23 protein-coding genes, 1 rRNA gene and 1 pseudogene are annotated in these 26,546 nt (G+C 41.7%); 9 read left to right on the forward strand and 16 right to left on the reverse strand.

Translation table 11 applies throughout. The features are described 5' to 3' along the window. Positions 1 to 156: 156 nt before the first annotated feature. Positions 157 to 1,711: ribosomal RNA gene (locus MKY84_RS11420) — 16S ribosomal RNA — on the reverse strand. 421 nt (positions 1,712 to 2,132) lie between these two features. Further along, the gene (locus MKY84_RS11425) at positions 2,133 to 2,996 is read right to left on the reverse strand and encodes a nucleotidyltransferase-like protein (RefSeq protein WP_342526112.1); all 864 of its coding nucleotides are present in this window, start codon (positions 2,994 to 2,996) and stop codon (positions 2,133 to 2,135) included. 117 nt (positions 2,997 to 3,113) lie between these two features. Between MKY84_RS11425 and MKY84_RS11430 the strand changes: the two genes are divergently transcribed. Continuing rightward, positions 3,114 to 3,461, forward strand: a complete 348-nt coding sequence (locus tag MKY84_RS11430; protein WP_342526113.1) for a YgzB family protein — start codon at positions 3,114 to 3,116, stop codon at positions 3,459 to 3,461. A gap of 37 nt (positions 3,462 to 3,498) precedes the next feature. Here MKY84_RS11430 and perR read toward each other — a convergent pair whose 3' ends face one another. The 3 genes from perR to bcp all read right to left on the reverse strand — a co-directional run bounded on the left by perR (position 3,499) and on the right by bcp (position 5,466). Continuing rightward, positions 3,499 to 3,942 carry a peroxide-responsive transcriptional repressor PerR gene (perR, locus tag MKY84_RS11435; RefSeq protein ID WP_342526114.1) on the reverse strand — a complete coding sequence of 148 codons (444 nt, stop codon included), beginning with the start codon at positions 3,940 to 3,942 and terminating at the stop codon, positions 3,499 to 3,501. Between the two features lie 100 nt (positions 3,943 to 4,042). Beyond that, positions 4,043 to 4,981 carry a D-2-hydroxyacid dehydrogenase gene (locus MKY84_RS11440; protein ID WP_342526115.1) on the reverse strand — a complete coding sequence of 313 codons (939 nt, stop codon included), beginning with the start codon at positions 4,979 to 4,981 and terminating at the stop codon, positions 4,043 to 4,045. Further along, a complete protein-coding gene (bcp, locus tag MKY84_RS11445; protein WP_342526116.1) occupies positions 4,978 to 5,466 on the reverse strand; it encodes a thioredoxin-dependent thiol peroxidase in 489 nt (162 codons plus the stop codon). Before bcp ends, MKY84_RS11440 begins: the two co-directional genes overlap by 4 nt. Before the next feature lie 92 nt (positions 5,467 to 5,558). On the opposite strand from bcp, the gene MKY84_RS11450 reads away from it, so the two are divergent. Continuing rightward, positions 5,559 to 6,860, forward strand: coding sequence for a glutamate-1-semialdehyde 2,1-aminomutase (locus MKY84_RS11450; RefSeq protein WP_342526117.1), 1,302 nt, complete (start codon positions 5,559 to 5,561; stop codon positions 6,858 to 6,860). An 8-nt stretch (positions 6,861 to 6,868) separates the two neighbouring features. Further along, on the forward strand, positions 6,869 to 7,942 hold the full coding sequence (locus MKY84_RS11455; protein WP_342526118.1) for an aromatic acid exporter family protein: 1,074 nt from the start codon (positions 6,869 to 6,871) through the stop codon (positions 7,940 to 7,942). Positions 7,943 to 7,971: 29 nt separating this feature from the next. Here the strand turns inward: MKY84_RS11455 and nikC are convergent, their stop codons facing one another. From nikC to mutY, 8 genes are all read right to left on the reverse strand, one after another. Further along, complete coding sequence (nikC, locus tag MKY84_RS11460) at positions 7,972 to 8,823, reverse strand: nickel transporter permease (RefSeq protein WP_342528889.1); 852 nt, start codon at positions 8,821 to 8,823, stop codon at positions 7,972 to 7,974. A 66-nt stretch (positions 8,824 to 8,889) separates the two neighbouring features. Beyond that, positions 8,890 to 9,894, reverse strand: a complete 1,005-nt coding sequence (locus MKY84_RS11465; protein ID WP_342526120.1) for an ABC transporter permease — start codon at positions 9,892 to 9,894, stop codon at positions 8,890 to 8,892. An 87-nt stretch (positions 9,895 to 9,981) separates the two neighbouring features. Beyond that, the gene (locus MKY84_RS11470) at positions 9,982 to 11,616 is read right to left on the reverse strand and encodes an ABC transporter substrate-binding protein (protein ID WP_342526121.1); all 1,635 of its coding nucleotides are present in this window, start codon (positions 11,614 to 11,616) and stop codon (positions 9,982 to 9,984) included. Beyond that, the gene (locus MKY84_RS11475) at positions 11,616 to 12,620 is read right to left on the reverse strand and encodes a dipeptide ABC transporter ATP-binding protein (protein WP_342526122.1); all 1,005 of its coding nucleotides are present in this window, start codon (positions 12,618 to 12,620) and stop codon (positions 11,616 to 11,618) included. Before MKY84_RS11475 ends, MKY84_RS11470 begins: the two co-directional genes overlap by 1 nt. Continuing rightward, positions 12,595 to 13,614 carry an ABC transporter ATP-binding protein gene (locus MKY84_RS11480; protein WP_342526123.1) on the reverse strand — a complete coding sequence of 340 codons (1,020 nt, stop codon included), beginning with the start codon at positions 13,612 to 13,614 and terminating at the stop codon, positions 12,595 to 12,597. Before MKY84_RS11480 ends, MKY84_RS11475 begins: the two co-directional genes overlap by 26 nt. 232 nt (positions 13,615 to 13,846) lie before the next feature. Further along, on the reverse strand, positions 13,847 to 15,592 hold the full coding sequence (locus MKY84_RS11485) for an ABC transporter ATP-binding protein (RefSeq protein WP_342526125.1): 1,746 nt from the start codon (positions 15,590 to 15,592) through the stop codon (positions 13,847 to 13,849). Between the two features lie 59 nt (positions 15,593 to 15,651). After that, positions 15,652 to 16,197 carry a DUF402 domain-containing protein gene (locus MKY84_RS11490; RefSeq protein WP_342526126.1) on the reverse strand — a complete coding sequence of 182 codons (546 nt, stop codon included), beginning with the start codon at positions 16,195 to 16,197 and terminating at the stop codon, positions 15,652 to 15,654. A 118-nt stretch (positions 16,198 to 16,315) separates the two neighbouring features. Then, on the reverse strand, positions 16,316 to 17,356 hold the full coding sequence (gene mutY, locus MKY84_RS11495; protein ID WP_342526127.1) for an A/G-specific adenine glycosylase: 1,041 nt from the start codon (positions 17,354 to 17,356) through the stop codon (positions 16,316 to 16,318). A gap of 108 nt (positions 17,357 to 17,464) precedes the next feature. Between mutY and MKY84_RS11500 the strand changes: the two genes are divergently transcribed. Then, positions 17,465 to 18,448 (forward strand): metal-dependent hydrolase, encoded by a 984-nt coding sequence (locus MKY84_RS11500; protein WP_342526128.1) that lies wholly within the window; start codon positions 17,465 to 17,467, stop codon positions 18,446 to 18,448. A 364-nt stretch (positions 18,449 to 18,812) separates the two neighbouring features. On the opposite strand, the gene MKY84_RS11505 is transcribed toward MKY84_RS11500, so the two are convergent. Beyond that, on the reverse strand, positions 18,813 to 19,130 hold the full coding sequence (locus tag MKY84_RS11505) for a YfhH family protein (RefSeq protein WP_342526129.1): 318 nt from the start codon (positions 19,128 to 19,130) through the stop codon (positions 18,813 to 18,815). Beyond that, positions 19,123 to 19,929: a recombination regulator RecX gene (gene recX / locus MKY84_RS11510; RefSeq protein ID WP_342526130.1), complete on the reverse strand. Its 807-nt coding sequence runs from the start codon at positions 19,927 to 19,929 to the stop codon at positions 19,123 to 19,125. The genes MKY84_RS11505 and recX overlap by 8 nt, the downstream gene beginning before the upstream one ends. Positions 19,930 to 20,009: 80 nt before the next feature. Between recX and MKY84_RS11515 the strand changes: the two genes are divergently transcribed. The 3 genes from MKY84_RS11515 to rlmD are packed head-to-tail and all read left to right on the forward strand — an operon-like array spanning position 20,010 to position 23,172. Next, the gene (locus tag MKY84_RS11515) at positions 20,010 to 20,909 is read left to right on the forward strand and encodes a TIGR01777 family oxidoreductase (RefSeq protein WP_342526131.1); all 900 of its coding nucleotides are present in this window, start codon (positions 20,010 to 20,012) and stop codon (positions 20,907 to 20,909) included. A 45-nt stretch (positions 20,910 to 20,954) separates the two neighbouring features. Next, positions 20,955 to 21,752, forward strand: a complete 798-nt coding sequence (locus MKY84_RS11520) for a polysaccharide deacetylase family protein (protein WP_342526132.1) — start codon at positions 20,955 to 20,957, stop codon at positions 21,750 to 21,752. A 49-nt stretch (positions 21,753 to 21,801) separates the two neighbouring features. After that, a complete protein-coding gene (rlmD, locus tag MKY84_RS11525; RefSeq protein ID WP_342526133.1) occupies positions 21,802 to 23,172 on the forward strand; it encodes a 23S rRNA (uracil(1939)-C(5))-methyltransferase RlmD in 1,371 nt (456 codons plus the stop codon). A gap of 54 nt (positions 23,173 to 23,226) precedes the next feature. Here the strand turns inward: rlmD and MKY84_RS11530 are convergent. Beyond that, positions 23,227 to 24,387, reverse strand: a pseudogene (locus tag MKY84_RS11530) (MFS transporter); the annotation flags it as partial. Positions 24,388 to 24,752: 365 nt separating this feature from the next. On the opposite strand from MKY84_RS11530, the gene MKY84_RS11535 reads away from it, so the two are divergent. After that, complete coding sequence (locus MKY84_RS11535) at positions 24,753 to 24,938, forward strand: SE1561 family protein (protein ID WP_342526134.1); 186 nt, start codon at positions 24,753 to 24,755, stop codon at positions 24,936 to 24,938. A 72-nt stretch (positions 24,939 to 25,010) separates the two neighbouring features. After that, positions 25,011 to 26,540, forward strand: coding sequence for a fumarate hydratase (locus MKY84_RS11540; RefSeq protein WP_342526135.1), 1,530 nt, complete (start codon positions 25,011 to 25,013; stop codon positions 26,538 to 26,540). The last annotated feature ends 6 nt before the right edge of the window (positions 26,541 to 26,546 follow it).

A 26,546-nucleotide genomic window follows, 5' to 3' on the forward strand; every position in this document is an offset into this window, starting at 1 on the left:
AAGGTCACACGTCAATTGCTTGACGTTGTGTTTGTTACAATCAATGTCGTTCTATCCAGTTTTCAAAGAACAGGTTCTGAATGTATGAACATTCAAAACTGAACTGCAAGACGTCAAGTCTCAGACCCAGGGGGTCTGTTCCGAAATATTCCTTAGAAAGGAGGTGATCCAGCCGCACCTTCCGATACGGCTACCTTGTTACGACTTCACCCCAATCATCTGTCCCACCTTCGGCGGCTGGCTCCATAAATGGTTACCCCACCGACTTCGGGTGTTACAAACTCTCGTGGTGTGACGGGCGGTGTGTACAAGGCCCGGGAACGTATTCACCGTGGCATGCTGATCCACGATTACTAGCGATTCCAGCTTCATGTAGGCGAGTTGCAGCCTACAATCCGAACTGAGAATGGTTTTATGGGATTGGCTTGCCCTCGCGGGTTTGCAGCCCTTTGTACCATCCATTGTAGCACGTGTGTAGCCCAGGTCATAAGGGGCATGATGATTTGACGTCATCCCCACCTTCCTCCGGTTTGTCACCGGCAGTCACCTTAGAGTGCCCAACTGAATGCTGGCAACTAAGATCAAGGGTTGCGCTCGTTGCGGGACTTAACCCAACATCTCACGACACGAGCTGACGACAACCATGCACCACCTGTCACCGCCGTCCCCGAAGGGAAGGCCTAGTCTCCTAGGCGGTCGGCGGGATGTCAAGACCTGGTAAGGTTCTTCGCGTTGCTTCGAATTAAACCACATGCTCCACCGCTTGTGCGGGCCCCCGTCAATTCCTTTGAGTTTCAGTCTTGCGACCGTACTCCCCAGGCGGAGTGCTTAATGCGTTAGCTGCAGCACTAAGGGGCGGAAACCCCCTAACACTTAGCACTCATCGTTTACGGCGTGGACTACCAGGGTATCTAATCCTGTTTGCTCCCCACGCTTTCGCGCCTCAGCGTCAGTTACAGACCAGAAAGCCGCCTTCGCCACTGGTGTTCCTCCAAATCTCTACGCATTTCACCGCTACACTTGGAATTCCGCTTTCCTCTTCTGCACTCAAGTCCCCCAGTTTCCAATGACCCTCCACGGTTGAGCCGTGGGCTTTCACATCAGACTTAAGGGACCGCCTGCGCGCGCTTTACGCCCAATGATTCCGGACAACGCTTGCCACCTACGTATTACCGCGGCTGCTGGCACGTAGTTAGCCGTGGCTTTCTAATGAGGTACCGTCAAGGTACCGACAGTTACTCCGGTACTTGTTCTTCCCTCACAACAGAGTTTTACGATCCGAGAACCTTCTTCACTCACGCGGCGTTGCTCCATCAGACTTTCGTCCATTGTGGAAGATTCCCTACTGCTGCCTCCCGTAGGAGTCTGGGCCGTGTCTCAGTCCCAGTGTGGCCGATCACCCTCTCAGGTCGGCTACGCATCGTGGCCTTGGTGAGCCGTTACCTCACCAACTAGCTAATGCGCCGCGGGCCCATCCTGTAGTGACAGCCGAAACCGTCTTTCAACATCGGACCATGAGGTCCGATGGATTATTCGGTATTAGCCCCGGTTTCCCGGAGTTATCCCAATCTACAGGGCAGGTTGCCCACGTGTTACTCACCCGTCCGCCGCTGAATCGAGAGGAGCAAGCTCCTCTTTTCATCCGCTCGACTTGCATGTATTAGGCACGCCGCCAGCGTTCGTCCTGAGCCAGGATCAAACTCTCCATAAAGAGAACTTAATATAAGCTCATTTTGTTGCTGGCATCTGTCACTTTTAAAAAGTAACGATATCCATTTTGAACGTCCGTCACATCCGTTTATAGGAAGTGACTTGGTTCGTGTTTGCGTCACGCACACCCAACGGGGGTCGGGGCGGTGACGCTCTATCTTGACGTCTTGCATGTTCAGTTTTCAATGTTCATTTCGTGCGTCACTCGTTTTGGCGACTTCTCTAATTTATCAGTTATGCTTATATGAGTCAACTGTTTTTTTGAAGTCTTGTTAAAAAATTTCTGAAGCGTTGCTGCTTCGTTAATTCCTTACTGCCTTAGCGACGTGTATTATCATAACTTATATTTCGATTAGAAGTCAACAACTTTTTTAAAATAATTTCAAATGTGCCTCTGCAGGTGCAGAGACACACGATTCAACTTACATAACTCGGTAATATCTATGCATGATTTGAGAACTCTTCGTCTCATGTTCTTCTATATAGATGATTCCTTTTTCAACTAAAAATTCAATATATACTTCAAGGTCTGTTGAATAATTCTTCAGTTCCTCTTGTTCATGAATTTCTTGTATAGACCAATACGGTTTTTCCGCCAATACTTCTTTTATATGCATAGCGGCTTCTTTTGTGCGGGAATGTATTAAAAAATCACTTGCTAAGAAAAGCAGTTCCACACGTTTTTGTAGTGGTTCGGAACTTGAAACTAATTCATCGTAGAGTTTGTAAATGGCTGGATCTAATACCTTCACTTGTTTCCAGACTAATACTTCTGGGTGCATCCCTCTTTCAAAGATAGCAAGACGTGCCAAGTGATGCAGAGAATCAATGAGTTCATTGTAAGCATCCAAATAATTTTGCTGATCGTAAAAGACTTTGCCTTCCAAGTAGCGTCTAGTCAAACGTGCAAATTCAATCCCCATTCGAATTTTACGGCCACGCTCAGGGAATTCATCTAACTCTTTTTTCAGATGCATAATAAATTCATTTCTATCAAAAAGAATGCGCCCGTTTAACAGCCAATCAACAAGCTTAGGATTTTTACCAAGCGTCAGCCATTTTTGAAGTTGTTTTTCAGTAATAATATGAAGAGCCGCTTTTTCATCATGGTATGAATAGTGTTTAGTGAAAATTGGTCTTTCTGCGTCTTTTGTAATAACCAATAAAATCGAATCAAAAGTATCCGTTAATGGACTGACCTTTTCTTTTTTCTGAATATGTAAAATACCTAACGTGTTTGGATCACTCGCTCGCTCTTGATAAATAGGTCTTAGTAATGCTTCCATTGTTTCACTCCTTCTCGGCTTGAACCTTGTTATGCATTAATTTCTACATCGAATCCGTAAGTCCTTCTTTCTTTACTAAAATATGCTATAGTATTAGTTGAAATTAGGAGGGTAATCATGGCGCCATATAAAAATAAAATCAATAGAATACGTTCTTTTGCTTTGGCATTGATCTTCATCGGGTTTATTATCATGTACGGAGCAATCTTCTTCCGTGAAAATCCAATACTAGTCACTATCTTCATGCTTGTTGGGTTACTTGCAATTTTGGGTAGCGTCGGGGTTTACGGATGGATAGGCTTACTATCAACTCGTGCCGTTCAAGTTGTATGCCCAAACTGCGGAAAACATACGAAAGTTTTAGGACGCGTCGATCTATGTATGTATTGCAATGAACCATTGACACTTGATGCATCATTAGAGGGTAAAGAGTTCGATCAGAATTACAATAATAAAACACAATAAAAGAAACTACCGTGTGATTGTTCCCACGGTAGTTTTTTTATTGTACATTTTTCGGTTGTTGTTTACAAGAAGGGCATCTACCGTAGACTTCTAGTCGATGGGATTCCACTTCAAATCCTGTAATATGGGAAGCCAGTTGTTCTACTTCATCAAGACCTGGATAATGGAAATCGACAATCTTGCCGCATCCAGTACAAATCATGTGGTAATGATCGTTGGTCACAAAATCAAAGCGACTTGAGCTGTCTCCATAGGTAAGCTCTTTTACTAAACCCGATTCGCGGAAGACACGCAAATTATTATAAACAGTTGCAACACTCATACTAGGAAACTTGCTTTCAAGTGCACGGTAAATGTCATCGGCAGTAGGGTGCGTCATGGACTGGATAATATACTCCAAAATAGCATGGCGCTGTGGTGTAATACGTACACCTGTTGACTTCAGTGTATCTAAGGCATCTTGCAAATGCACTTCGGTCATAGTCTGCACCTCTTTCAGATTCATTCTTACATTAGAATTGTTATTCTTAATTATAAGAAGAAACTACAAAGAGTGTCAACTGATTCACTATGGGAACAGCTTAGTACCCTAAGTTTAAATCCACTTTGTTTTCAAGAGCGCTCTCGCCTTTTTCCCATTTAGTTAAGTTTCGTGAGAAAATCTCCATCGCACGTTCCACATAATAATCCGAATGGCTTGATATATGTGGCGAGACGATTACATTGTCTAATCCCCAAAGTGGGCTTTGACTAGGGAGTGGCTCTACTTCAAAAACATCCAAAACAGCTTGGCCGATAGCCCCCGTTTTTAATGCGCTAGCCAATATCTCTTCAGCTACAACATCCCCACGCCCAAAATTCATGAAGATGGCCGATGATTTCATAGCCGTGAAATGTTCTTTGGTAAATAAATGACGCGTCTGCTCTGTGCTTGGGACAAGTGATAGAACGATGTCAGCATCCGCTAGTTCCTCCAGAAGGTGTTCAAAGGATACTGTTTTATCAACAGACTCAACAGCATCGCCGCTTCGGTTACAACCTACCACCTCAACTCCAAATGCTTGTAGAATTCTAGCTACTTCTGCACCAATTGCACCAGGTCCAACAATGACCGCTTTACTACCTCGCAATTCTCTTGAACCACGTGGCTTTTCCCATTTTTGAGCTTCTGTGAAATGATAAATAGCTGGTAAGTTCCGATACAATGCCAAGATATGACCAATGATGGATTCCGTCATCGGTGTTTTATGAATACCTCGCGCATTCGTCACTAAAATTTCTCGCTGCGCAAGTGAAGTCAGCGGCAATTTCTCAACTCCCGCTGATGCTACACTAATCCATTTCAATTGAGCCAAATCTTGAATTGACTCTTCTCTCACATCTTCTCCGTATGTAACCCAGATTTCAGTATCTTTGGGTGGAAGACTTCCCTTCTCAAAATGAAAGCTGTGATTGGAGAATGCATGCTTTAGTTGTTCTTGAATTTCATTTTTTGGCTCAAAAGTGAATGAAATTTTCATGACGACTCCTTCTGTACTTGTTCAAGTACTTGCTGTATTTCTTCAACATGACCTGCAACCTTTACTTTTCGCCACTCTTTGAGCACTTCCCCTGTTGGCGCAATCAAAAATGTCGAGCGTTCAATTCCTTCAAATTCTTTCCCATACATGTTCTTCTTTTTCCAAACTCCATATGCTTTGGCTGCTTCAGCTTCTGCATCTACTAACAAAGGAAATGGTAAGTTATTCTTTGCAATGAAGTTTTGATGTTTTTTAGCAGAGTCCGTACTTACCCCGAGCACAGTAGCTTGAAGTTTTTCAAACTCTGGAAAACGATCTCGGAAATCACAGGCTTCTGTCGTGCAGCCTGGAGTTGAATCACGTGGATAAAAATACAAAACGACATACTGCTTTCCTTTGAAGTCTTCGAGTGTGATGGTATTGCCTTTTTCATCTGGTAAAGTGAATTCTGGCGCTTGCAATCCTTCTAGTATAGTTTCTGTCATGATGATCCCTCCTATTTGTTTCAGAATAGCACACCTTGTTGTTCGAATTAAAGTTGTCTACAATAAAGGGGAACACTAGAGGAGGAACTAACATGCAACGCACACAATCCGAAAAACTGCACAATGAAGCAGTTACTCATATAGTAGGTGGAGTAAATAGCCCATCACGCTCATATAAGGCCGTAGGAGGAGGAGCTCCCACTGTCATGGCTCGCGCACAAGGCGCTTATTTTTATGACGTCGATGGCAATAAATACATTGATTATTTAGCGGCTTATGGTCCCATCATCACAGGGCACGCTCATCCACACATCACAAAGGCACTCACAACTGCCGCTGAGAATGGTTTACTTTACGGCACCCCTACTGAACATGAAATCCACTTTGCCAAAATGTTAAAAGACGCTATCCCTTCCATGGACAAAGTGCGCTTCACAAACTCTGGAACAGAAGCCGTTATGACAACGATACGAGTGGCTCGCGCATACACAGGACGCATAAAAATGTTGAAGTTTGCTGGCTGTTACCACGGACACTCAGACCTTGTATTAGTAGCAGCTGGTTCTGGCCCTGCTACACTTGGTACGCCCGATTCAGCAGGTGTCCCAAAATCAATTGCCCAAGAGATTATCACAGTTCCTTTTAACGACCCTCAGGCTTTTATAAATGCCATGGAAAAATGGGGAGATGAATTAGCAGGAATTCTCGTCGAACCAATCGTCGGGAATTTTGGAATGGTCGAGCCAAAGCCAGGATTTTTAGAGACTGTTCATAGCTATGCCAAAAAACATGGAGCTCTCGTAATTTACGATGAAGTGATTACAGCATTCCGCTTCCATTATGGTGCCGCCTCTACCCTTTTAGGCTTCGAACCAGATTTAACTGCGCTAGGAAAAATCATCGGCGGTGGATTACCGATTGGTGCCTATGGCGGAAAGAAAGAGGTCATGGATCAAGTCGCACCGAATGGTCCAGCGTATCAAGCAGGAACCATGGCAGGAAATCCAGCTTCTATTCAAACAGGCATTGCTTGCTTAGAGGTTTTGCAGCAACCTGGAGTCTACGAAGAACTAGATCGTTTGGGAAGTATATTAGAACAAGGTATAGTCCACGCTGCCAAGAAGCATGATGTAACAATTACAGTCAATCGCATCAAGGGTGCCCTATCCATTTACTTCACAGATGTTATAGTAGAAAATTACGATCAAGCAGAAGCTTCTGACGGAGAGCAGTTTGCACAGTTCTTCCGACTTATGCTTTCACAAGGTATTAATTTAGCTCCATCGAAATATGAAGCCTGGTTTGTAACGACCGCTCATACAGATGAAGATATTCACACTACACTAGCAGCGGTAGACTACGCATTTGAAAAAATGTCACAGCAAAAGGAGTAGGATGCCTCATGAAGGTAGGTGCACGTGTACTCAAAACAGGGATTGCGATAGCCCTTGCCTTATTTATTGCGGACTGGCTCTCTCTACCTGAACCGATTTTTGCAGGGATTGCCGCAATTTTCGCTGTTCAACCTTCAATTTATCGTTCTTATATGACCGTTTTTGAACAAATTCAATCCAATTTATTAGGTGCTGCATTTGCAGTGGTATTTGCGATGATTTTCGGTAATTCCTACTTCATGGTTGGTTTAACTACTATACTTGCAATCGTACTTATGCTAAAACTTAAGCTTCAAAAAACAATACCGCTTGCTCTTGTTACAATCATCGCAATCATGGAGATCCAAGGGGATGATTTCTTACTGGCTGCCATGTTCCGAATATTTACGATTGGTACCGGTGTATTGTCAGCATTCGCTGTCAATCTCGTCTTCATTCCACCCAAATACGAAACGCGTCTATTCACAAAAATTAGTACAACTCAGGATGACATTATTCGCTGGATTCGCATTGGGATTCGCCATGCGGCCGATCATCAAGCACTGAAACAAGCTGTCACTTCAATTGAGGAGCAACTCGTAAAAACCGATCAGCTTTTTCTACTTTTCAAAGAAGAGCGTGGATACACGAAGAAGGCCAAATATGCTAAAGGACGTAAATTAGTAATTTATAGAGAGCTTATCGCAACTTCTTACAAAAGCCTTTACGTGATTCGCCGTTTATACGCTTATGAACACGACATCATCCAACTTCCCGATCACTTTCATATGATGATCCAGGAAAGGTTAGATACATTGCTCACTTATCATGAGCATCTTCATTTAAAATTTATAGGCAAGTTGAAGCCTGATCAATTTGACTGGATTACTAATGACCATTTCATTAAGCGTCACGAAGTCATGGAGATTTTCATGACACAAATCTACGAAACTAAGCGAGAAGAGGATTTTTCAACTTATCATTTGTTGCATTTGTTATCTGCAATCTTGACCTATGAAGAGCATTTGGAACATTTGGATACGTTGATTACTTCCTATCAGACTTACCATGGAGAAGAAATTGATGTGAAAGTAGAAGTATAGAAAAAAGCTGCCATCGCTGGCAGCTTTTTTTATGTCTTCATTTTTGGATCGAGTGCATCTCGAAGGCCATCACCCATTAAGTTGAACCCTAGTACGGTCAACATAATCGCGACACCTGGGAAAATCATCGTCCAAGGAGCATTTCGTAAATAATTTCGAGCATCTGCTAGCATTTTTCCCCACTCAGGAGCTGGCGCTTGTGCACCTAGACCTAAGAAGCCAAGAGCTGCTGCTTCGATAATCGCTGAAGCGATAGCAAGTGTCCCCGCAACGATTACGGGCGCTAGTGAATTCGGCAGAATATGTGAGATTAGTATTCTGAAATCCTTCATTCCTATTGCTTTAGCTGAAGTAATGTATTCTTCTTGCTTCACCGTTAACACTTTTGAGCGAATCAAACGTCCGAAGTTCGGAATATTGATAATAGCAATGGCAATCAAAGCATTTACAAGTGATGGTCCTAAAACCGATACTACTGCGATGGCAAGTAGGATACTTGGGAATGCCAGCATGATATCAAAGATACGCGAGATGATGGTATCTACCCATTTCCCGTAATACCCCGCGATAATACCCAGTGCGCTTCCCACAATTACTGAACCAATTACAGAAAAGAATCCAACGCCAAGAGAAATACGAGCTCCTAAAATAACACGCGAGAAAATATCCCGTCCAAAGTCATCTGTTCCAAACCAATATTCACTAGAAGGAGCTTTCAAACGTTCTGTCAATTTTTGATCATTAATTCCTTCTGGAGCGATCCATGGACCAAAAATCGCTAATAAGATGAAGAAAAATACAATCACACTTCCTACAAGTGCAATCTTATTTTTACGGAAGCTTTTCCAGGCATCTCGCCACGGGCCCGTTTCACGCTCCATTAATACTTCCTGCTCCGCAGGTACTAAATTCTTTGGATCTGGATTCGACATACAACGCCCTCCTTTCTAGTCATACTTGATACGTGGATCAATCAATCCGTAAAGGATATCAACAATTAAGTTAATCATGACAAAAATAAATGCAATGATTAAGATACCAGATTGAATCACTGGGTAGTCACGGAATTGAATGGCTTCGTAAACGTAACGTCCGATACCCGGCCACGAAAAGATGGTTTCAGTTAAAATCGCACCACCAAGAAGAAGTCCCATCTGAAGACCAATGACTGTAAGCACTGGAATAACCGCATTTTTAAGGGCATGTTTGTAGACAACCCAGAACATTTTTTGACCTTTTGCACGCGCTGTACGAATGTAATCTGAGCGCATCACTTCTAGCATGCTAGAGCGCGTCATACGAGCAATTATCGCCATTGGAATGGTGGCTAGTGCGATTCCTGGAAGTATCAAATGTCGCAACACTTGACCCAACTGGTCAAATCGCCCTTGCATGATGGTGTCGAGTATGTAGAAACCGGTTTGTGGACTAATCGGATTTCTTACGTCCTCACGACCTGAAGTTGGCAACCAGCCAAGCTCAATAGCAAAAATCCATTGTTCCATAAGACCTAACCAAAAAATCGGCATTGAGACACCAACAAGAGCCAATACCATAGCTGTGTAGTCAAACCATGAATTTTGGAACCAAGCCGAGATGATTCCTGCATTTACGCCAATGATAACGGCAATTAAAATGGCAAAGAAGGCCAGTTCAAATGTTGCTGCAAGATATGGCCAAACTTCATCAGCGACAGGCTGAGAAGTCCGCAAAGATTCCCCTAAGTTCCCTTGGAACAAACCACCGAGGTATTCAAAATATTGAATATACCAGGGATTATCTAATCCGAGCTTTGCTCGTAATGCTTCGACTGCTTCTTTAGAAGCCAATTGACCTAAGATGACTTGAGCAGGATCTCCGGGAATTGCACGAATGATCATAAATACTACGAATGTCATTCCGAGCAAAACTGGGATTAATTGTAATAAGCGTCTACCAATGTAATTGACCACGCTCTTCACCTCTTCCCCTTTAATACAACGTTTTTAGTTCAAAAAAAGAGAGGGAAATCACGAAGATTCCCCTCTTTTCACAGTGCCTTATTCGAAGTCAACATTGTGCAGTTTGTCAGAACCAGTTGGGTGTGGTGTAAACCCAGTAAGTTCAGCTTTACCTGCTAATAACGGTGTAGAGTGAGCAAGTGGAACCCAAGGAGCATCCTCATGGATGATTTCTTGTGCTTGCATGTACAACTCGTTACGTTTTGTCTCATCAACTTCAGATTGTGCTGCGATTAAAAGTTCATGTAATTCTTCGCTGTCATAGTATGAGTAGTTATTGCTTCCGATGTTGTCTCCATCAAGAAGTACGTATAGGAAGTTATCAGCGTCACCATTGTCACCCGTCCAACCTAACATGAACGCATCTGCTTCTCCGTTACGAGCTTTTTCAAGATATGTTGCCCACTCGAATGACACGATTTCTGCAGTAATTCCAACGTCAGCTAAGTTTTTCTGCATAACTTCAGCAACTTTCATACCATCTGGCATATATGGACGTGGTACAGGCATTGCCCATAGTTCCATTTCAAATCCGTCTGGTAGACCTGCTTCAGCAAGTAGCTCTTTTGCACGTTCAGGGTTGTAGTCATAGCCTTCGATTTGATCGTTGTATCCAGAGATACTTGGTGGCATTGGGTTAACCGCCACTTCTGCACGACCTTCGAAGAATGCATCCACGATAGCTTGTTTGTCAATTGCATGGTTCATCGCTTGACGAACTAATACATTATCAAACGGCGGGCGCGTGTTAGTTAAACCAAGGTAGCCAACGTTCATTGATGGACGCTCGAATAATTGTAGAGCTGCATCGCCTTCGATTGAAGATGAATCAGAAGGATTAACGCCATCTGCTAAATCAATTTCACCTGTTAGTAATGCATTTAAGCGAGCTGAGTTATCCGGAATTGCGCGGAACACAACGCGATCAAGTTTCGGGAACCCTTCTTGCCAGTAGTCTTCAAATTTCTCGATTGTAATAGAGTCGTTACGCTTCCACTCAACAAACTTGAATGGACCTGTTCCAACTGGGTTATCACCAAACGCATCACCAGCTGCTTCAAAAGCTGTTGGTGAACCCATACCGAATGGGCTCATAGCAATGTTCTTTAAGAATGGTGCTTGAGGGCGTTTTAGTGTAAATGTAACTGTGAACTCATCGTCAGCTGTTACAGATTCGATAACGTGTCCTTCTTCATCACCAAATCCACCAAACATTGATTTGTAGTAGTAATATTTGTCTGCAGTACCTGAAGACCAGCGATCAAAGTTAGCTACTACTGCATCAGCATTGAAGTCTGTTCCATCGTGGAACTTAACGCCTTCTTCAAGCATGAATGTGTAGCTTAGGCCATCTTCTGAAACTGTCCATTCTTTTGCAAGACCTGGATTGATTGTTGTATCTTGTTCACCAAAGTTTACAAGCGTTTCAAAAACGTTTTGAGTTACTTTGAAAGATTCACCATCTGTTACTGCGATTGGATCTAGGTTTACTGAATCTCCACCACGTCCAAAGATCAATACTTTTGGTTCTCCTGATTCTTCAGCAGTACCTTCTGTGTCGCCGCCTTCGTCTGTACCTTCTGACCCTTCGTTTTCTGAGCTACAAGCACCCAAGAACAACATAAGAACCAAGCCGAAAAATAACAGGAATGACCAAATTTTCTTGTTTCTCATTAAGACCCCTCCACGATTTTTTTATCTATCATGTCCGCATCATAGAGATGACACGATACATAATGACCTGGTTTAATTTCCTCTAGTTGAGGAACATCTTGCTTACAGCGGTCCATTGCAAATGGACAGCGTGTATGGAACGTGCATCCGCTTGGTGGGTTTGAAGGACTTGGAATATCGCCATCCAACAAAATTTCTTCCCGTGTGAAATGCGGATCGGGCACTGGTACTGCAGATAGTAGCGCTTTCGTATATGGATGGAGTGGTTCTGCGTAAAGATTCTCACTCGACGCAAGTTCCACCATTTTTCCCAAATACATAACGCCAACTCTATCACTGATATGCCTTACAACACCTAGATCGTGAGCAATAAAAATATAAGTGAGTTTTAGCTCACGTTGTAACTTCTGCATCAAGTTAAGGACTTGCGCTTGAATAGATACATCAAGTGCAGATACCGGCTCATCCGCAATGATTAGTTTTGGATTCGTCATGAGGGCACGTGCAATACCAATTCTTTGGCGTTGGCCTCCACTAAACTGATGGGGATAACGCTTTGCATGATAGCTACTTAACCCAACTATTTCTAAAAACTCACGAACCATCTTCTTGCGTGACTGTGTATCCCCAATATTGTGAACAATGAGAGGTTCCATTAAAATCTTCTCGACAGTATGCCGAGGGTTCAAGGATGCATAAGGATCTTGGAAGACCATTTGAATTTCACGTCTGGCTTTACGCATCTCTTGTGGGGAGAGTTTTGTTAACTCTTGCCCATTAAAAGTTACTTTGCCTTCAGTTGGCTCTAATAATCGCATTAGCATTCTACCGGTTGTTGATTTACCACAACCCGATTCACCTACAATGCCAAGAGTTTCACCTTCGTTAACATAAAAAGAAACATCGTCGACTGCTTTTACTTGTCCAGTGGTTTTGCCGAAAAGGCCATTCTTCACTGGGAAGTATTTTTTTAATCCTTCAACTTTCAACAACGGCTCTGTCATGAGCGATTACCTCCTCCGTGTCATATAAGAAACAGCGCGTCTTATAGTCTAGCGCTGTCTGGTAGAGCGGAGGCGATTCAACTGTACAGCGGCCAAATACTTCTGAGCAGCGAGCGGCAAAACGACATCCTTCTTTGATAGAACCTGGCTTCGGCACACTACCAGGAATGGAATAAAGGGATTGCTTTTTGAAGCGCATGTCAGGGACTGATGCAAGTAAACCTTTCGTGTACGGATGTTGGGGGTTTGAGAAAATCCGTTCAACTGGACCTTCTTCTACAATTTTCCCAGCGTACATCACTACTACGCGTTCACATGTTTCAGCCACAACACCAAGGTCATGCGTAATAAGAAGAATGGCTGTATTCAACCGTGTGTTCAAGTCTTTCATCAACTTTAATATTTGCGCTTGAATCGTCACATCAAGTGCTGTAGTAGGTTCATCTGCAATCAACACTTTCGGATCACAAACCAAAGCCATAGCAATCATGACACGTTGCCTCATACCACCTGATAGTTGGTGTGGGTAGTCTTTCATGAGCTCTTCAGCTCGAGGAAGTCCAACAAGTTTGAGCATTTCTACTGAACGTGCTTGTGCTTGTTTTTTTGACCATCCTTTTTTATGTAAGAGTACGGCTTCTGATAACTGACTACCAATTGTGAATAACGGGTTAAGCGATGTCATAGGCTCTTGGAAAATCATTGCGATTTCATTACCACGTATGCTTCGCATCTGTTTTTCATTATATTTCGTTATATCGTTTCCATTGTATAAAATTTCACCAGATGTGATTTTCCCGGGTGGTGATGGAATTAATCCCATAACAGATAAAGATGTTACACTTTTACCGCTACCTGATTCACCGACAATTCCTAGAATTTCTCCTTCTCGAACTTCAAAATCCACGAAGTCAACAGAAGGGATGACACCGTCATCTGTGAAGAAAGATGTCTGAAGGTTTTTAACCTCTAGAACTGCTTTGCGATTTGTCATGATGTGCCCCTCTCCACTAGTCTGAAAATTCTCTTTTAATTGAATTTTTATGTAACTTTAATTTTACACATTAAACGAATCCTTGCAATCACTTTTTTTCCAAATAATTAATATTTATAATAGTTATATCGATAATCATAAAAATTTATCCTACTTTTTAGCTATATCATCCAAGTTTCATAAAAAAAAATCCAAAATAAGCCCATCGGGAAAACCGATGGGCTAGTTAAAATTAATTTTCAAGTTGTTGTATTTGGAAGAGGTTATAATAGGCGCCTTTTTTCGCCATTAGTTGCTGATGGGTTCCTTTTTCCGTAATTTGACCATGCTCTACAACTAAAATTTGATCAGCATGAGTTATTGTAGATAATCGGTGTGCCACAACTAGGGTTGTTCGTTCACGAGCAAGACGCTCTAATGAATCTTGAATTAAGGATTCACTTTCTAAATCAAGTGCTGAAGTAGCTTCATCTAACACTAGTATTCTTGGGTCTTTTAAAAATACTCGAGCGATGGCAATGCGTTGCTTTTGACCTCCAGACAACTTCACTCCGCGTTCACCTACAGTTGTATCGTAGCCGTTTGGTAACCCCATGATAAATTCATGTGCATTAGCAGCTTTAGCGGCCTCTATAATTTCCTCGTCAGATGCTTTTGGATTCCCCATTGCGATATTCATTTTAATGGAGTCACTAAACAACAGTGTATCTTGTAAAACAAGGCCAATTTGCTTGCGAAGCGATTCAATAGTGACGTCACGAATATCTTGACCGTCAAGACGAATTGCACCACCTGTCACATCATAAAAACGAGGTAATAAACTAATAATAGTGGATTTACCGCCTCCACTCATCCCAACAAAAGCAGTGGTCTGCCCAGCAGCAATTGTAAAATCAATGCCACGTAAGACAGGTGTACCTTCTTCTTCGTATTGAAAATAAACGTTTTGGAATGTTAATTCTCCTCTTGAACGCTCCAGCTTCTTAGCACCAGGACGATCTTCCACCTCGTATGCCTCATCCATCAATTCAAACATTCTATCCATTGAAGCAATAGACTGGGTAAGGGTAGTGGACGAATTCACTAAACGGCGTAATGGGCCATAGAGACGTTCAATATAAGCAACAAATGCTGCCATTGTACCAACAGATAAATTACCTGTTATGGCTTCGTATCCTGCATAGGCAATGACCAATAACGGTGCAACATCTGTGATGGTATTGACTACGGCGAACGCCTTCGCATTCCATCTCGTTTGGTCAATTGCTTTATCTAAAAATTCACCGTTTGCTTCATCAAAATTCTTTTGTTCATGACTTTCCAGCGTGAATGTTTTAATTACACTCATACCCTGTACACGTTCATGAAGATAACTCTGCACACCCGCGAGCGCTTGAGAACGTTGACGAGTAAGGTCTCGAAGTCTTCCGAAGAAGAACTTCACACTAAACGCGTAGAATGGAAATGCAATTAACGTCACAAGTGTCAGCTTTACATTAAGCGTTAGCATAATTGCTATTGCAATAAGAATCGTTGCCAAGTCTAACCAGACATTCATTAAACCGATAACGACGAAATTTTTAGTTTGCTCCACATCATTTATGACACGCGAGATGACTTCTCCTGCTCGAGTGTTTGCATAATATTTAAGACTTAATTTTTGAAGGTGATCGAAAAGCTTTTCTCGTATATCAAACAATATTTTATTACTTACATACTGAGCTAAATATTGTCTGTAATATTCAATAGGTGGCCTCACAATGAAGAATACTAACGCTGTACCACCAAGCCAATAAAACAACAACCGCAGCTTTTCTTCTTCAGCCATGTCTCCGCCAATAATATCATCGATAACAATTTTAATTAGTAAGGGAATAAAGAGCGGAATCGCGAATTTTACTATCCCAATTAATATCGTCACTGCAATCTGCCAGTTATAAGGTTTTACAAATTGCATATACCGTTTTATAACATCCATGAAATACCTCCTTAATCGACAAGGCAAGACGAAACCTGTTGCTAAAAATAGCAACAGGTTTAGTCGGGCTTGCGTATATCCTTATGCAGTTGATAACGAGCTGTCCATGCATCAATAAAATCTGGCGCAAAAGGACCTTTTTTCTGTTGGATCCATTGCTTCAATGTCTGGATCGTTCGTTTTAAAATAATATCAATTTCATCGGGATAATTCATTTCTTTTCTGTGCTGCTCATATTCATCTTCATCCAACAATGTGTAGGACTGATCAGGGAAAACTTTCATATCGAGGTCATAATCGATATATTTCAACATCCGATCTTCATAGACAAATGGTGAGCTCAAATTAATGTAGTAATAGACTCCATCCTCACGCAGCATACAAATAATATTAAACCAATACTCGGCATGGTAATAGCAGATGGACGGTTCACGCGTCACCCACGTCCTACCATCAGACTCGGTCACTAATGTACGATCATTTGCAGCTATGACAATATTCTTTGTCCCTTTCAGCACCATCGTTTCATGCCATACACGATGTATGTTTCCACTGTGCTTATAGCTGTGAATTTGGATCATTTCTCCTTCCAACGGAATGGTCATGATGTAGCCACCTTCTCAAATGACAAGCTGATAAACCTATCTTTTTATATGTGATGTCTCACATTATAACAATAGTAGAAGGAAAAAAGTAGTATCAGTAGGTTTGCAAGGAAATTTCTTAATTGGAAGCGCTTTGTAATGTTCTCATTTTTTGAATAGGAACCGGTAGTGGTAGCTTATCTAATTCCTCACTAGTCACCCATTCCCCTTGATAAGCCTTGCCAGTGTCTATCTCAACTTTGCCTATAAATACATTCACTTCCCACTTTAAATGGCTGAAGATATGGGTCACGTCGCCAATGTTAGTGATTTCCATCCAGGTGATGCCATATTCATCCGTCCAATTTGTTTGTTCAGAATCAATTAGAGGATACTGCCACATCTTGGCTAGCAATCCTTCCCCCCTCTGCTCGACTAACCACTTTCCGTCAGCGCGTTGCAGCATATACCCGTTGTACGCAACTTTTTTCACTTTCGTCTTTTTCGTTTTAATAGGAAGAGAATTCGTCAGCCCTTGATCAAATGCACTACATTGTTCTCTGACGGGACAAAGTAAACATTTAGGTTTTTGAGGCGTACAAATAACTGCTCCTAGTTCCATAAGTCCTTGATTGAACGAAGAAGGATCGTCGTGATCGATAATTGCCATCACAAGATGTTCAAACGTCTTTTTCGTCTTTGGTTGGGCGATATCTTCATCTATAGCATAAAGTCGACTAAGTACTCGCATGACATTGCCGTCCACTGCATGCTCTGGCACACCGTAGGCAATACTTAAGATAGCGCCTGCCGTGTAGGGTCCAATTCCTCGAATTGAACTGATTTCTTCTCGTGTTCTAGGAACAGTTGCTTGGTAGTTTTCAAGTACTTCTCGAACACCTTGCTGCAGATTTCTAGCGCGCGAGTAATAGCCAAGGCCTTCCCACAGTTTAAGTAGTTCTCCTTCTTCCGCTTGTGCCAAGTCATGCATCGTTGGAAAAGCTTCAGTAAACCGATTGTAGTAGGGTATAACTGTATCAACGCGCGTTTGTTGTAGCATTACCTCTGAAATCCAAATATGGTAAGGGTCCCTGGAGTGGCGCCAAGGCAAATCTCTTTTTTCCTCTTCGTACCACTGTAGTAACTGTTTGCGAATTGATTCGCCTTTAAAATCATTCATATATTGATTTCCTTTCGGATTACTTTCTATAAGAAAAGGGTAAAGACAATGTGCTAGGAATATCTTTAAATTTCTTTTATTCTATAGATAAAGGAGGGTGATGTTTGCATGGACACTGGTACACACATCGTGATGGGGATTGCCCTCGGCGGATTAGCAACAATAGATCCGGTTGTCGCAAACCACTCTGTTACATTTACCGCGGTCCTTGCCGGAACTATTATCGGCTCACAAGCACCCGATATAGACACTGTACTAAAGCTTCGCAATAATGCGGTTTATATACGTCATCATCGAGGAGCAACGCACTCCATTCCCTCTGTGGTCGCATGGCCACTGTTGATAACTTTAGGCCTTAGCTTTATTTTCCCATCTGCAGATATGATGCACGTCTGGTTATGGACGTTTTTAGCTGTATTTTTACACGTCTTTGTCGATATTTTTAATTCTTACGGTACACAAGCTTTACGGCCAATTTCTAATCAGTGGGTAGCATTAGGTGTGATTAACACATTTGATCCAATCATCTTTGGTATTCATGTAATTGGATTGCTGCTATGGGCTTTAGGTGCAAATCCAGTGCCAACATTTTTAATCATGTATGCCATTATAATTGTTTATTACGTCATACGATTCCAAGTGCAACATGCGGTACGACATGCTGTTAAACTGAAAATACCAAACGCAGAGCGGATTATTATTGCCCCTACTATGCGTTTTTATCAGTGGCGCATCGCCGCAATCGATGGCAATCATTATTATGTGGGACGTGCATACGGTCGAAATATCACGATATACGATAAATTCGAACGACAACCACTTCCAGAAAATAAAATTGTCCAAGCTGCACTAAAAGATAAAAACATTGATGCCTTTTTATCATTCTCGCCAATTTATCGTTGGGAGATTACTCGTCACGATGCCCTTCACGAAGTACGATTTATCGATTTACGTTACCGCAGTAATGATTATTACCCATTTGTAGCGGTGGCTCATTTGAATGATGAGCTCGAAATCGTTAATTCTTATACGGGTTGGATTTTCAGTGAAGACAAACTGCACAAGAAACTCGATTTTAACTTAGATCAATAATTTATAATGAAAAAAGGCTGGGACAAAATTAAATCAGCAAGTTCTCTAGGGTAATTTCTAGAGAATTTGCTGGTTTTTTTGTATATTGAGTTCCGTTTCGGGGTTGCGTTCCGTGGGCGCGTCGTGTCTACAACTCAATGTAATCGAGTTACGAACGTCAGAAAGACGCTCCAAAAACAGTCGCACCAACCGAGGCCAAGAACGCCTCACTTGGCACGCCTGATTTTCTCGGACTTTCTAGCATGACGTTCTCCACATCTAAGAGGGGTCTCACGTTTCGACTTTTGATCCCACTGGAGTCAACCCCTACACTCCACTCAACTTTCTAACTAGTTTAGTCCTATTACTATAGTGGTCCCATCCTCTATTTTACTGCTTCAAGCATTGAGATTGGCAGTGCTTCTTCAAAACGCTCCCCACCCAAGCGATGTCCCCAAGCAAAACGACCTTTTAAATAATCCACTTTAAAATACACACCCGGATCTCCTTCAATCTTATAAAGCTCTCCAGGTACAATCGTCTTTGGATCAATCAAATAGGCCTGTGCCATCTTGGCTTTTCGCTCATAAACAGCGAATTCGTTAACTATTCCCAGCTGTTCAGCTTTACGAGCCTTTTCTTTTAAATTTGCGATTTCTTGACGGAGTTCAGCTTGCGTCATCTGACTATATTTTTTATCCATCTTCTTGCTCCTTCTGATCAATAAATTGATCAATTATATCAAGAGGAAACCCTTTACCGTATAACTGCTGTTTTACTTTTTGACGTCTTTCTCTACCTTTGTATTTAATAGATACTTTACGCCACGACTTTTCACCTTGGTCATTCAATTTATCCGTCCATTCGTCGGTTACCAACTCATCTTCTAAACGACTAATGACAGTTTTACCGATATGAAAAGGGTATCCTTTTCTGGCCAACAAATCTTGTATCTTCTTCTTTTGTTGAGACGGCGTTAGGCGCTGAGCAGAACGCAATGTCTTTTCAGCTAAAGCCATTGCAACTTCAAGTTGTTGCTCTTCTGTATAGGTCTCGAGAACTTGTTGGCGAGTTTCTTCATCGATTCCTTTTTGCTTTAATGATTGTCGGATAGCATTTGGCCCCTTTTTTGATGAGTTTTTTTCAGTGGAAAGTAATGCCTTTGAGAAGGCTTCATCATTTAAATAGTTGTAATCATGTAGTTTTTTGATTGCCTCTAGGGCGACTGCATCCCCGTATCCCACATCTAGTAGTTTTTTCTTCACTTCTTGTTCACTACGCATGCGGTAGCTCAAATAATTCAGTGAGGCACTAAACGCCTTGCGCACCTCATCCTCGTAGATCATGTCATCCATCTCGAAATCAACTAGTACTTTGCCTTTAGTTAATTGATGCTGGATTAAAACACTTTCATCGACGCTGAATGCGTATGCCTCATCCAAATAAATATTGTAACGGTCCAGATTTTTCTTCTGACGCGTAATCTTGGTTATTATTGGCATTGTTTTTCAGCTCCTCAGATTCAGTTACAAGATTTTAGGGTAACTTCTATAGTATCATACAAAAAAAAGGAGGTCATTCGATGAAGATTGCTATTACGGGAGGAACTGGCTTTGTCGGTAAAGAACTGACAAATCTGCTACTTTCTCAAGGTCATCATGTCTATATTTTAACTCGTTCAGACCATAAAAGTGATTCAGCTGTTACCTATGTAAAATGGTTAACAGATGGTGCCACTCCAGAAAAGCACTTAGAAGGTATTGATGGAATCGTTAATTTAGCAGGAACTTCTATCAATGAAGGCCGCTGGACAGATGAACAAAAAAAGAAAATCTATTCAAGTCGTATGAAGGCAACTGATGAAGTACTTCGAATTATCGAAGCTGTGCAAGTTAAGCCTCGAGTGCTTGTGAATGCTTCAGCAATAGGAATTTACCCTGCTTCTAAACACAAAACTTATACCGAGCACTCTTCAGAACGCGCTGATGACTTCTTAGCCAAAACCGTAGAAGATTGGGAAAAGAAGGCGAAAAAAGCTGAACAATTCGGTGTACGTGTAGCATACGGTCGTTTTGGCGTCATACTAGGAAAAGATGAAGGCGCATTACCACTCATGGCGCTTCCTTACAAAATGTTCGTGGGTGGTAAGGTAGGTTCCGGTAAACAGTGGCTCTCATGGGTACATGTGAAAGACGTTGCAAATGCGTTGTATTTTGCATTAACGACTGATGAACTTACTGGACCATTTAATGTTACCGCTCCTCGCCCTCTTCGAAACGACGACTTCGGAAAAGTACTAGGTTCTGTCCTGCATAGACCTCACTTCTTCCCTGTCCCTGGAGTTGCCTTGAAAACAGCTCTTGGTGAAAAAAGTCAATTAATTTTAGAAGGTCAACAAGTCATTCCGGAAGTTTTACTTCAACACGGCTTCCATTTTGACTACCCAACTGCACCTGAAGCTTTAAAAAACATTTATGGATAACTAGGATCAACACGCACACTCTATTTTAAAAAGGGTGTGTTTTTTTTGCGTAAAATTCATGCAATGGGTATTGTTCTTCTGCTAATTGCTACCTTCTACAGTTACAAAACAGTCACCGCAGATGCTGCCTCTCTCTCCTTTGGATTAAAACGAGCTGAAAATGAGCAGCCCCCTGATATCGGACAACAAGCCGAATCACTATTTGATCAATTTGATGTGCTGTACCGCGATAAAAGTGGAGAGAAAGTACTTTATCTCACTTTTGATAATGGTTATGAGAACGGCCAGACCACTGCTATCTTGGATACATTGAAAAAAGAGAAAATTAAAGCGACCTTTTTCCTGACCGGTCATTATTTAAAGAGCGCACCTGACTACGTGAAACGAATGATTGCTGAAGGTCATACGATTGGCAATCATACTTACTCTCATCCCACGATGCCCACTCTGTCTGACCAACAATTGGCAAAAGAATTACTATCATTCGATAAAGAATTATTTGCATTAACCGGCATTACACGGACTGGTATTGTACGCCCACCAGAGGGTGTTTATTCTGAACAAACGCTACGCGTAGCGAATCGCTTAGGTTACCAGCATATTTTTTGGTCCATGGCGATTGTCGATTGGCATGAGGATAGACGACGAGGCAAAGAGGTCGTGACAAAGGAATTAGTGGATCAATTGCATCCAGGTGCTATTATTTTACTCCACACCGTGACGCAAGATAATTCAGATGCTTTACCACTATTTATTGAAGAGGCAAAGAAGCGCGGCTATCACTTTGGTGAATTAGAAGAATTGCGCAAACAATCGGTGAATACTCCCATCCCTTTTCATTGACTTCTGATGTCCTGTATACTAAGGACATACTAAGAAGGACGTGAAGCGTATGAGTGAAAAAGTAACAATAAAAGTTGGACAAGAATTTCCGTTAACAATCAAACGTTTAGGAATCAATGGAGAAGGTGTCGGGTTTTTCAAGAAACATGTTGTGTTTGTTCCTGGAGCACTACCTGGTGAAGTAATTACCGCGCATGTAACAGACGTACAGCGTAAATTTGCAACTGCTAAGATCAAACAAATTAGAGAAGCATCTGAAGACCGCGTAACACCACCTTGCCCTGTCTATGAAGAATGTGGTGGTTGCCAATTGCAGCATATGACGTATGCTCGTCAGATCCTTGAAAAACGTGACATCGTGTTACAAGCATTAGAACGCTACTCCCCTGAAATTTCAGAAGACCTTGTAAAAGCTACAATTGGAATGGACAATCCTTGGAATTACCGCAATAAAAGCCAGTTCCAAGTACGTGAAAGAAGCAACAAAGTGTTGGCTGGATTATTTGCAGCTGGATCAAACTTTTTGGTCGATATCGACGATTGCTTAGTGCAACATCCAGAGACCACTGCCATCACGAATCAAATCAAAGCATTTATCGAGGAGAAGAAAATTCCTGTTTACGATGAAAGAAACCCACAAGGCGTTATTCGATCTATCGTTGTTCGTAAAGGAATTGAAACACAACAACTGCAAGTGACGCTCATTACAACAAAGAAAAAGTTCCCTAACAAAGAAGAGCTAACACAAGCTATTGTAAAAATGAATCCAGAGATTGTCTCTATTAGTCAAAACATTAATGCGGATAGAACTAGCTTGATTTTCGGGGAGACTACTTTCAATCTTTGGGGTAAAGAAACCATGACTGAAAAATTAGACGGCTTGCTATTTGACCTTTCAGCTCGCGCTTTCTTCCAATTGAACCCTATTCAAACTGTGCATCTTTATAACGAAATTAAGAAAGCAGCTCATTTAACTGGCGAAGAAAATGTAGTGGATGCTTATTGTGGTGTAGGAACAATTGGCTTATGGTTAGCAGCAGATGCAAAAGAAGTACGTGGAATGGACAATGTTCCTGAAGCTGTGGCGGATGCAAAGAAAAACGCTGCTCGTAACAATCTACACAACACTCAGTTTGCAGTAGGAACACCTGAAGAATGGGTTACTAAGTGGCAGCGAGATGGCTTTAAAGTAGATGTACTAACGGCAGATCCACCACGTACTGGTCTGGATAGCGAATTGATGGACGTGATTCTACGCACAAAGCCAAAGCGTTTTGTTTACACGTCTTGCAATCCTTCAACTTTAGCTAAAGATTTAGCTACCTTAACAAAGAAGTATACGGTCGTCTCGATTCAACCGGTTGATATGTTCCCGCAAACTGCTCAAATCGAATGCGTTGTGGAATTAGTTCTAAATTAATTTAACAAAAAGGTGTTTGTCCTACACAAATCGTGTAAGGGACAGGCACCTTATTTAATTCGCCGGAACCGGTTTTTTCAAAGCTATTGGCAACATTATAACAAGCAATAAGCCAGATACTAACCATAAGAAACTAATAGATGACGTAAATTGAAGAAACAATCCCCCTGCAAACGGCCCCGTTAAAGATCCAACACTAAATGCAATTCCACATAAGAGGTTTCCAGTTGGCAACAAAGCCTTTGGAGTCAAATCTGTCATATACGCAATTCCTAGGGAGAACATCGATCCCACAAAAAGCCCTGCTACAAAAAATGATGCGATGATTGCAAAAACATAAGTTTCGAAGAGTCCACCAATGAAAAATGCTGTTGATCCACCAGTTAGAAGAATAACAAGCATCGGTCTCCTACCGAATCGATCACTCAATGCGCCAAGCGGTAATTGACTTACTACTCCCCCAATAGAAAAGGCCGCTAATATAATAGAAACATTAGCAACTTCAATCCCCTGCCTCAAACTGTAGACAGGAAAAATTGCATGCAAGCTAGACTCTAAAAACCCATAACTTAAAGGCGGTAAGAAAGCCACCCATGCAATGGCAAAAGAAGCTTTGAATCTCCCTGCTGATGACAATGATTTTGTTGTGTACGTTTCTGGAAAATCATTCTTTAAGAAGAAAACAAATGACCAAGCGATTAAACATAAAATAGATGAAACAACAAACGGTAATCCCTCATGAATCGAGACAAGAGGTACAAGTAGAGGCCCTATAGCAAACCCAAGACCAAATGATAATCCGTAGAGAGCAATATTTTTACCTAATCGATGCTTTGGAGAAGTACTTGTAATCCACGTTTGTGTCGCAAAGTGGAGTGCATGATCGCCAATCCCAATCAGTAGCCGAAGTATAAACCAAAATAAAACACTCTTCCATAATGGAAATAACGCAAGCGAGATGATAACTAAAAGTCCACCGATTAAAATGATTGGCTTATAGCCCCATTTTCTAAGAGGAGCTTCCATAAATGGTGACACTAACAATGTCCCGATATATAACCCGGTCGCACTTAAACCATTGAGAGTGGCGTTAACGCCGTCTTGTTCAAAAATTATCGAGATCAGTGGTAATAGCATACCTTGAGAAAAGCCAGATATCGCAACAATCAATACAAGTATGTAGAATCGCTGTCTAGTTGTAATAGTCATAGAGGACGCCTCTTTCTTTTCAAATCACTTCCCCTAGTCTAGCAAATATCCCACACAGCGTATACAACAAAAGACCCCAACAGTATGCATCACTGTAAGGGCCTTCTATACGACTTTAACTACCTTATTTTGTTTCATAACTGCATTTTACGGCTACTATTCAGCCGGTGAAATGTCTGAACCGCCTCCTAACATTACTGGTTTCCGACAGATTCACTACGGCCTCCTTCCTAGTAGAGATTACAGTAACTTTATCACATAAAATAAGTTATGTAAATATTCAAAATAGATAAATTATTAAATTACTTCTATCTTCCTATCTTTTTAAAAAGGATTCGGGTATAGTAGTAGTGCTGAAGGAGGTGCCTCATATGGGAAATCAAGTATCCAATCAAGACCAACAAGTGGTTTACCTGAAAGAACGCTTAAACATGTTCTTAGAAGTCCTTGATTCTATTGAGCCCGAATCGACAAAAGTAGAAGATATCGACCGCTTAATTCAAATGATGGATGATTTAGAACTGAAACTAGATCAATTCAAAAAAACAAAAGAGTAGCCTAGCTGCTCTTTTTTTCATAGTCTTCGAAGAGTATACTTGTACTATAAATACACTAAGGGAGAATCTACTATGTACATAGAAAATCTAGAAAAGAGTATTTACCAACTCATCACGGAAACAAGCACTAACTTACCTAAAGATGTCCGCCGCGCTATCGCTAAAGCTAAGAAAGCTGAAAATGCTGGAACACGTGCGGCAATGAGCTTAGATACAATTGCAAATAATATTCAAATGGCAGATGACAAGGTTTCACCTATTTGCCAAGATACGGGTTTACCTACTTTTAAAATCAAAACACCAATTGGCGTGAACCAACTAGAGATCAAGGCCGCAATCAAGCGTGCTATCGCTGCTGCGACTGCAGATGCAAAGTTACGCCCAAACTCTGTTGATTCATTGACTGGTGAGAACAGTGGCGACAACCTAGGTGCTGGTGTTCCAGTTATGAAATTTGAACAGTGGGAAAATGATTACATTGAAATGAAGCTCATCTTAAAAGGTGGCGGTTGTGAAAATAAAAATATTCAGTACAGCCTTCCTGCTGAACTAGAAGGATTAGGTCGAGCTGGCCGTGATCTTGATGGCATTCGTAAATGTATCCTCCACTCTGTTTACCAAGCTCAAGGACAAGGATGTTCTGCAGGTTTCATCGGCGTAGGTATTGGCGGCGACCGCTCATCTGGTTATGATTTAGCAAAAGAACAACTTTTCCGTTCAGTTGAAGATGTAAATCCACATGCTCAACTAGCAGAACTGGAAAACTATATTGTAGAGAAAGCAAACACGTTAGGAATCGGTACGATGGGCTTTGGCGGAGAAGCTACTTTGCTGGGTTGTAAAATCGGGGTTATGCACCGTATTCCTGCTAGCTTCTACGTTTCTGTTGCCTATAATTGTTGGGCATATCGCCGTATGGCAATTGATATCTCTCCTGAAAGTGGAGAAATCCACAATTGGCACTACCAAGACGGAGAGAAAATCGAGTTCAAACAACAAGAAACAATTGAAGAAGAAGTAAAAGAAGTAGTTCGCATTGAAGCTCCTATAACAGAAGAGAAAATTCGTTCTCTAAAAGTTGGAGACGTAGTATCCATCTCTGGCCGCATGTATACAGGTCGCGACGCTATTCACCATCACTTGATGAGCCATGATGCTCCTGTCGATCTTAACGGCCAAATCATCTACCATTGTGGTCCTGTTATGCAAAAAGATGCTGAAGGCAACTGGCATGTACGAGCAGCTGGTCCTACCACATCAATTCGTGAAGAACCTTACCAAGGGGATATCATGAAAAAGTTTGGCATCCGTGCCGTTATCGGAAAAGGTGGAATGGGTCCTAAAACACTTGCAGCGCTTGAAGAACATGGCGGTGTTTACTTAAATGCAATCGGTGGAGCAGCTCAATATTATGCAGATTGTATTAAAGGTGTAGATGGCGTTGATTTAATGGAATTTGGTATTCCTGAAGCTATGTGGCACCTACGAGTTGAAGAATTTACAGCAGTAGTGACAATGGACTCTCATGGAAACAGTCTTCATGCAGATGTCGATAAATCATCATTAGAGAAATTAGCACTTCATAAAGAACGCGTATTTTAACTACTA

Origin of the sequence: Chryseomicrobium sp. FSL W7-1435, assembly GCF_038595005.1 — a bacterium.
Classification (GTDB): domain Bacteria; phylum Bacillota; class Bacilli; order Bacillales_A; family Planococcaceae; genus Chryseomicrobium.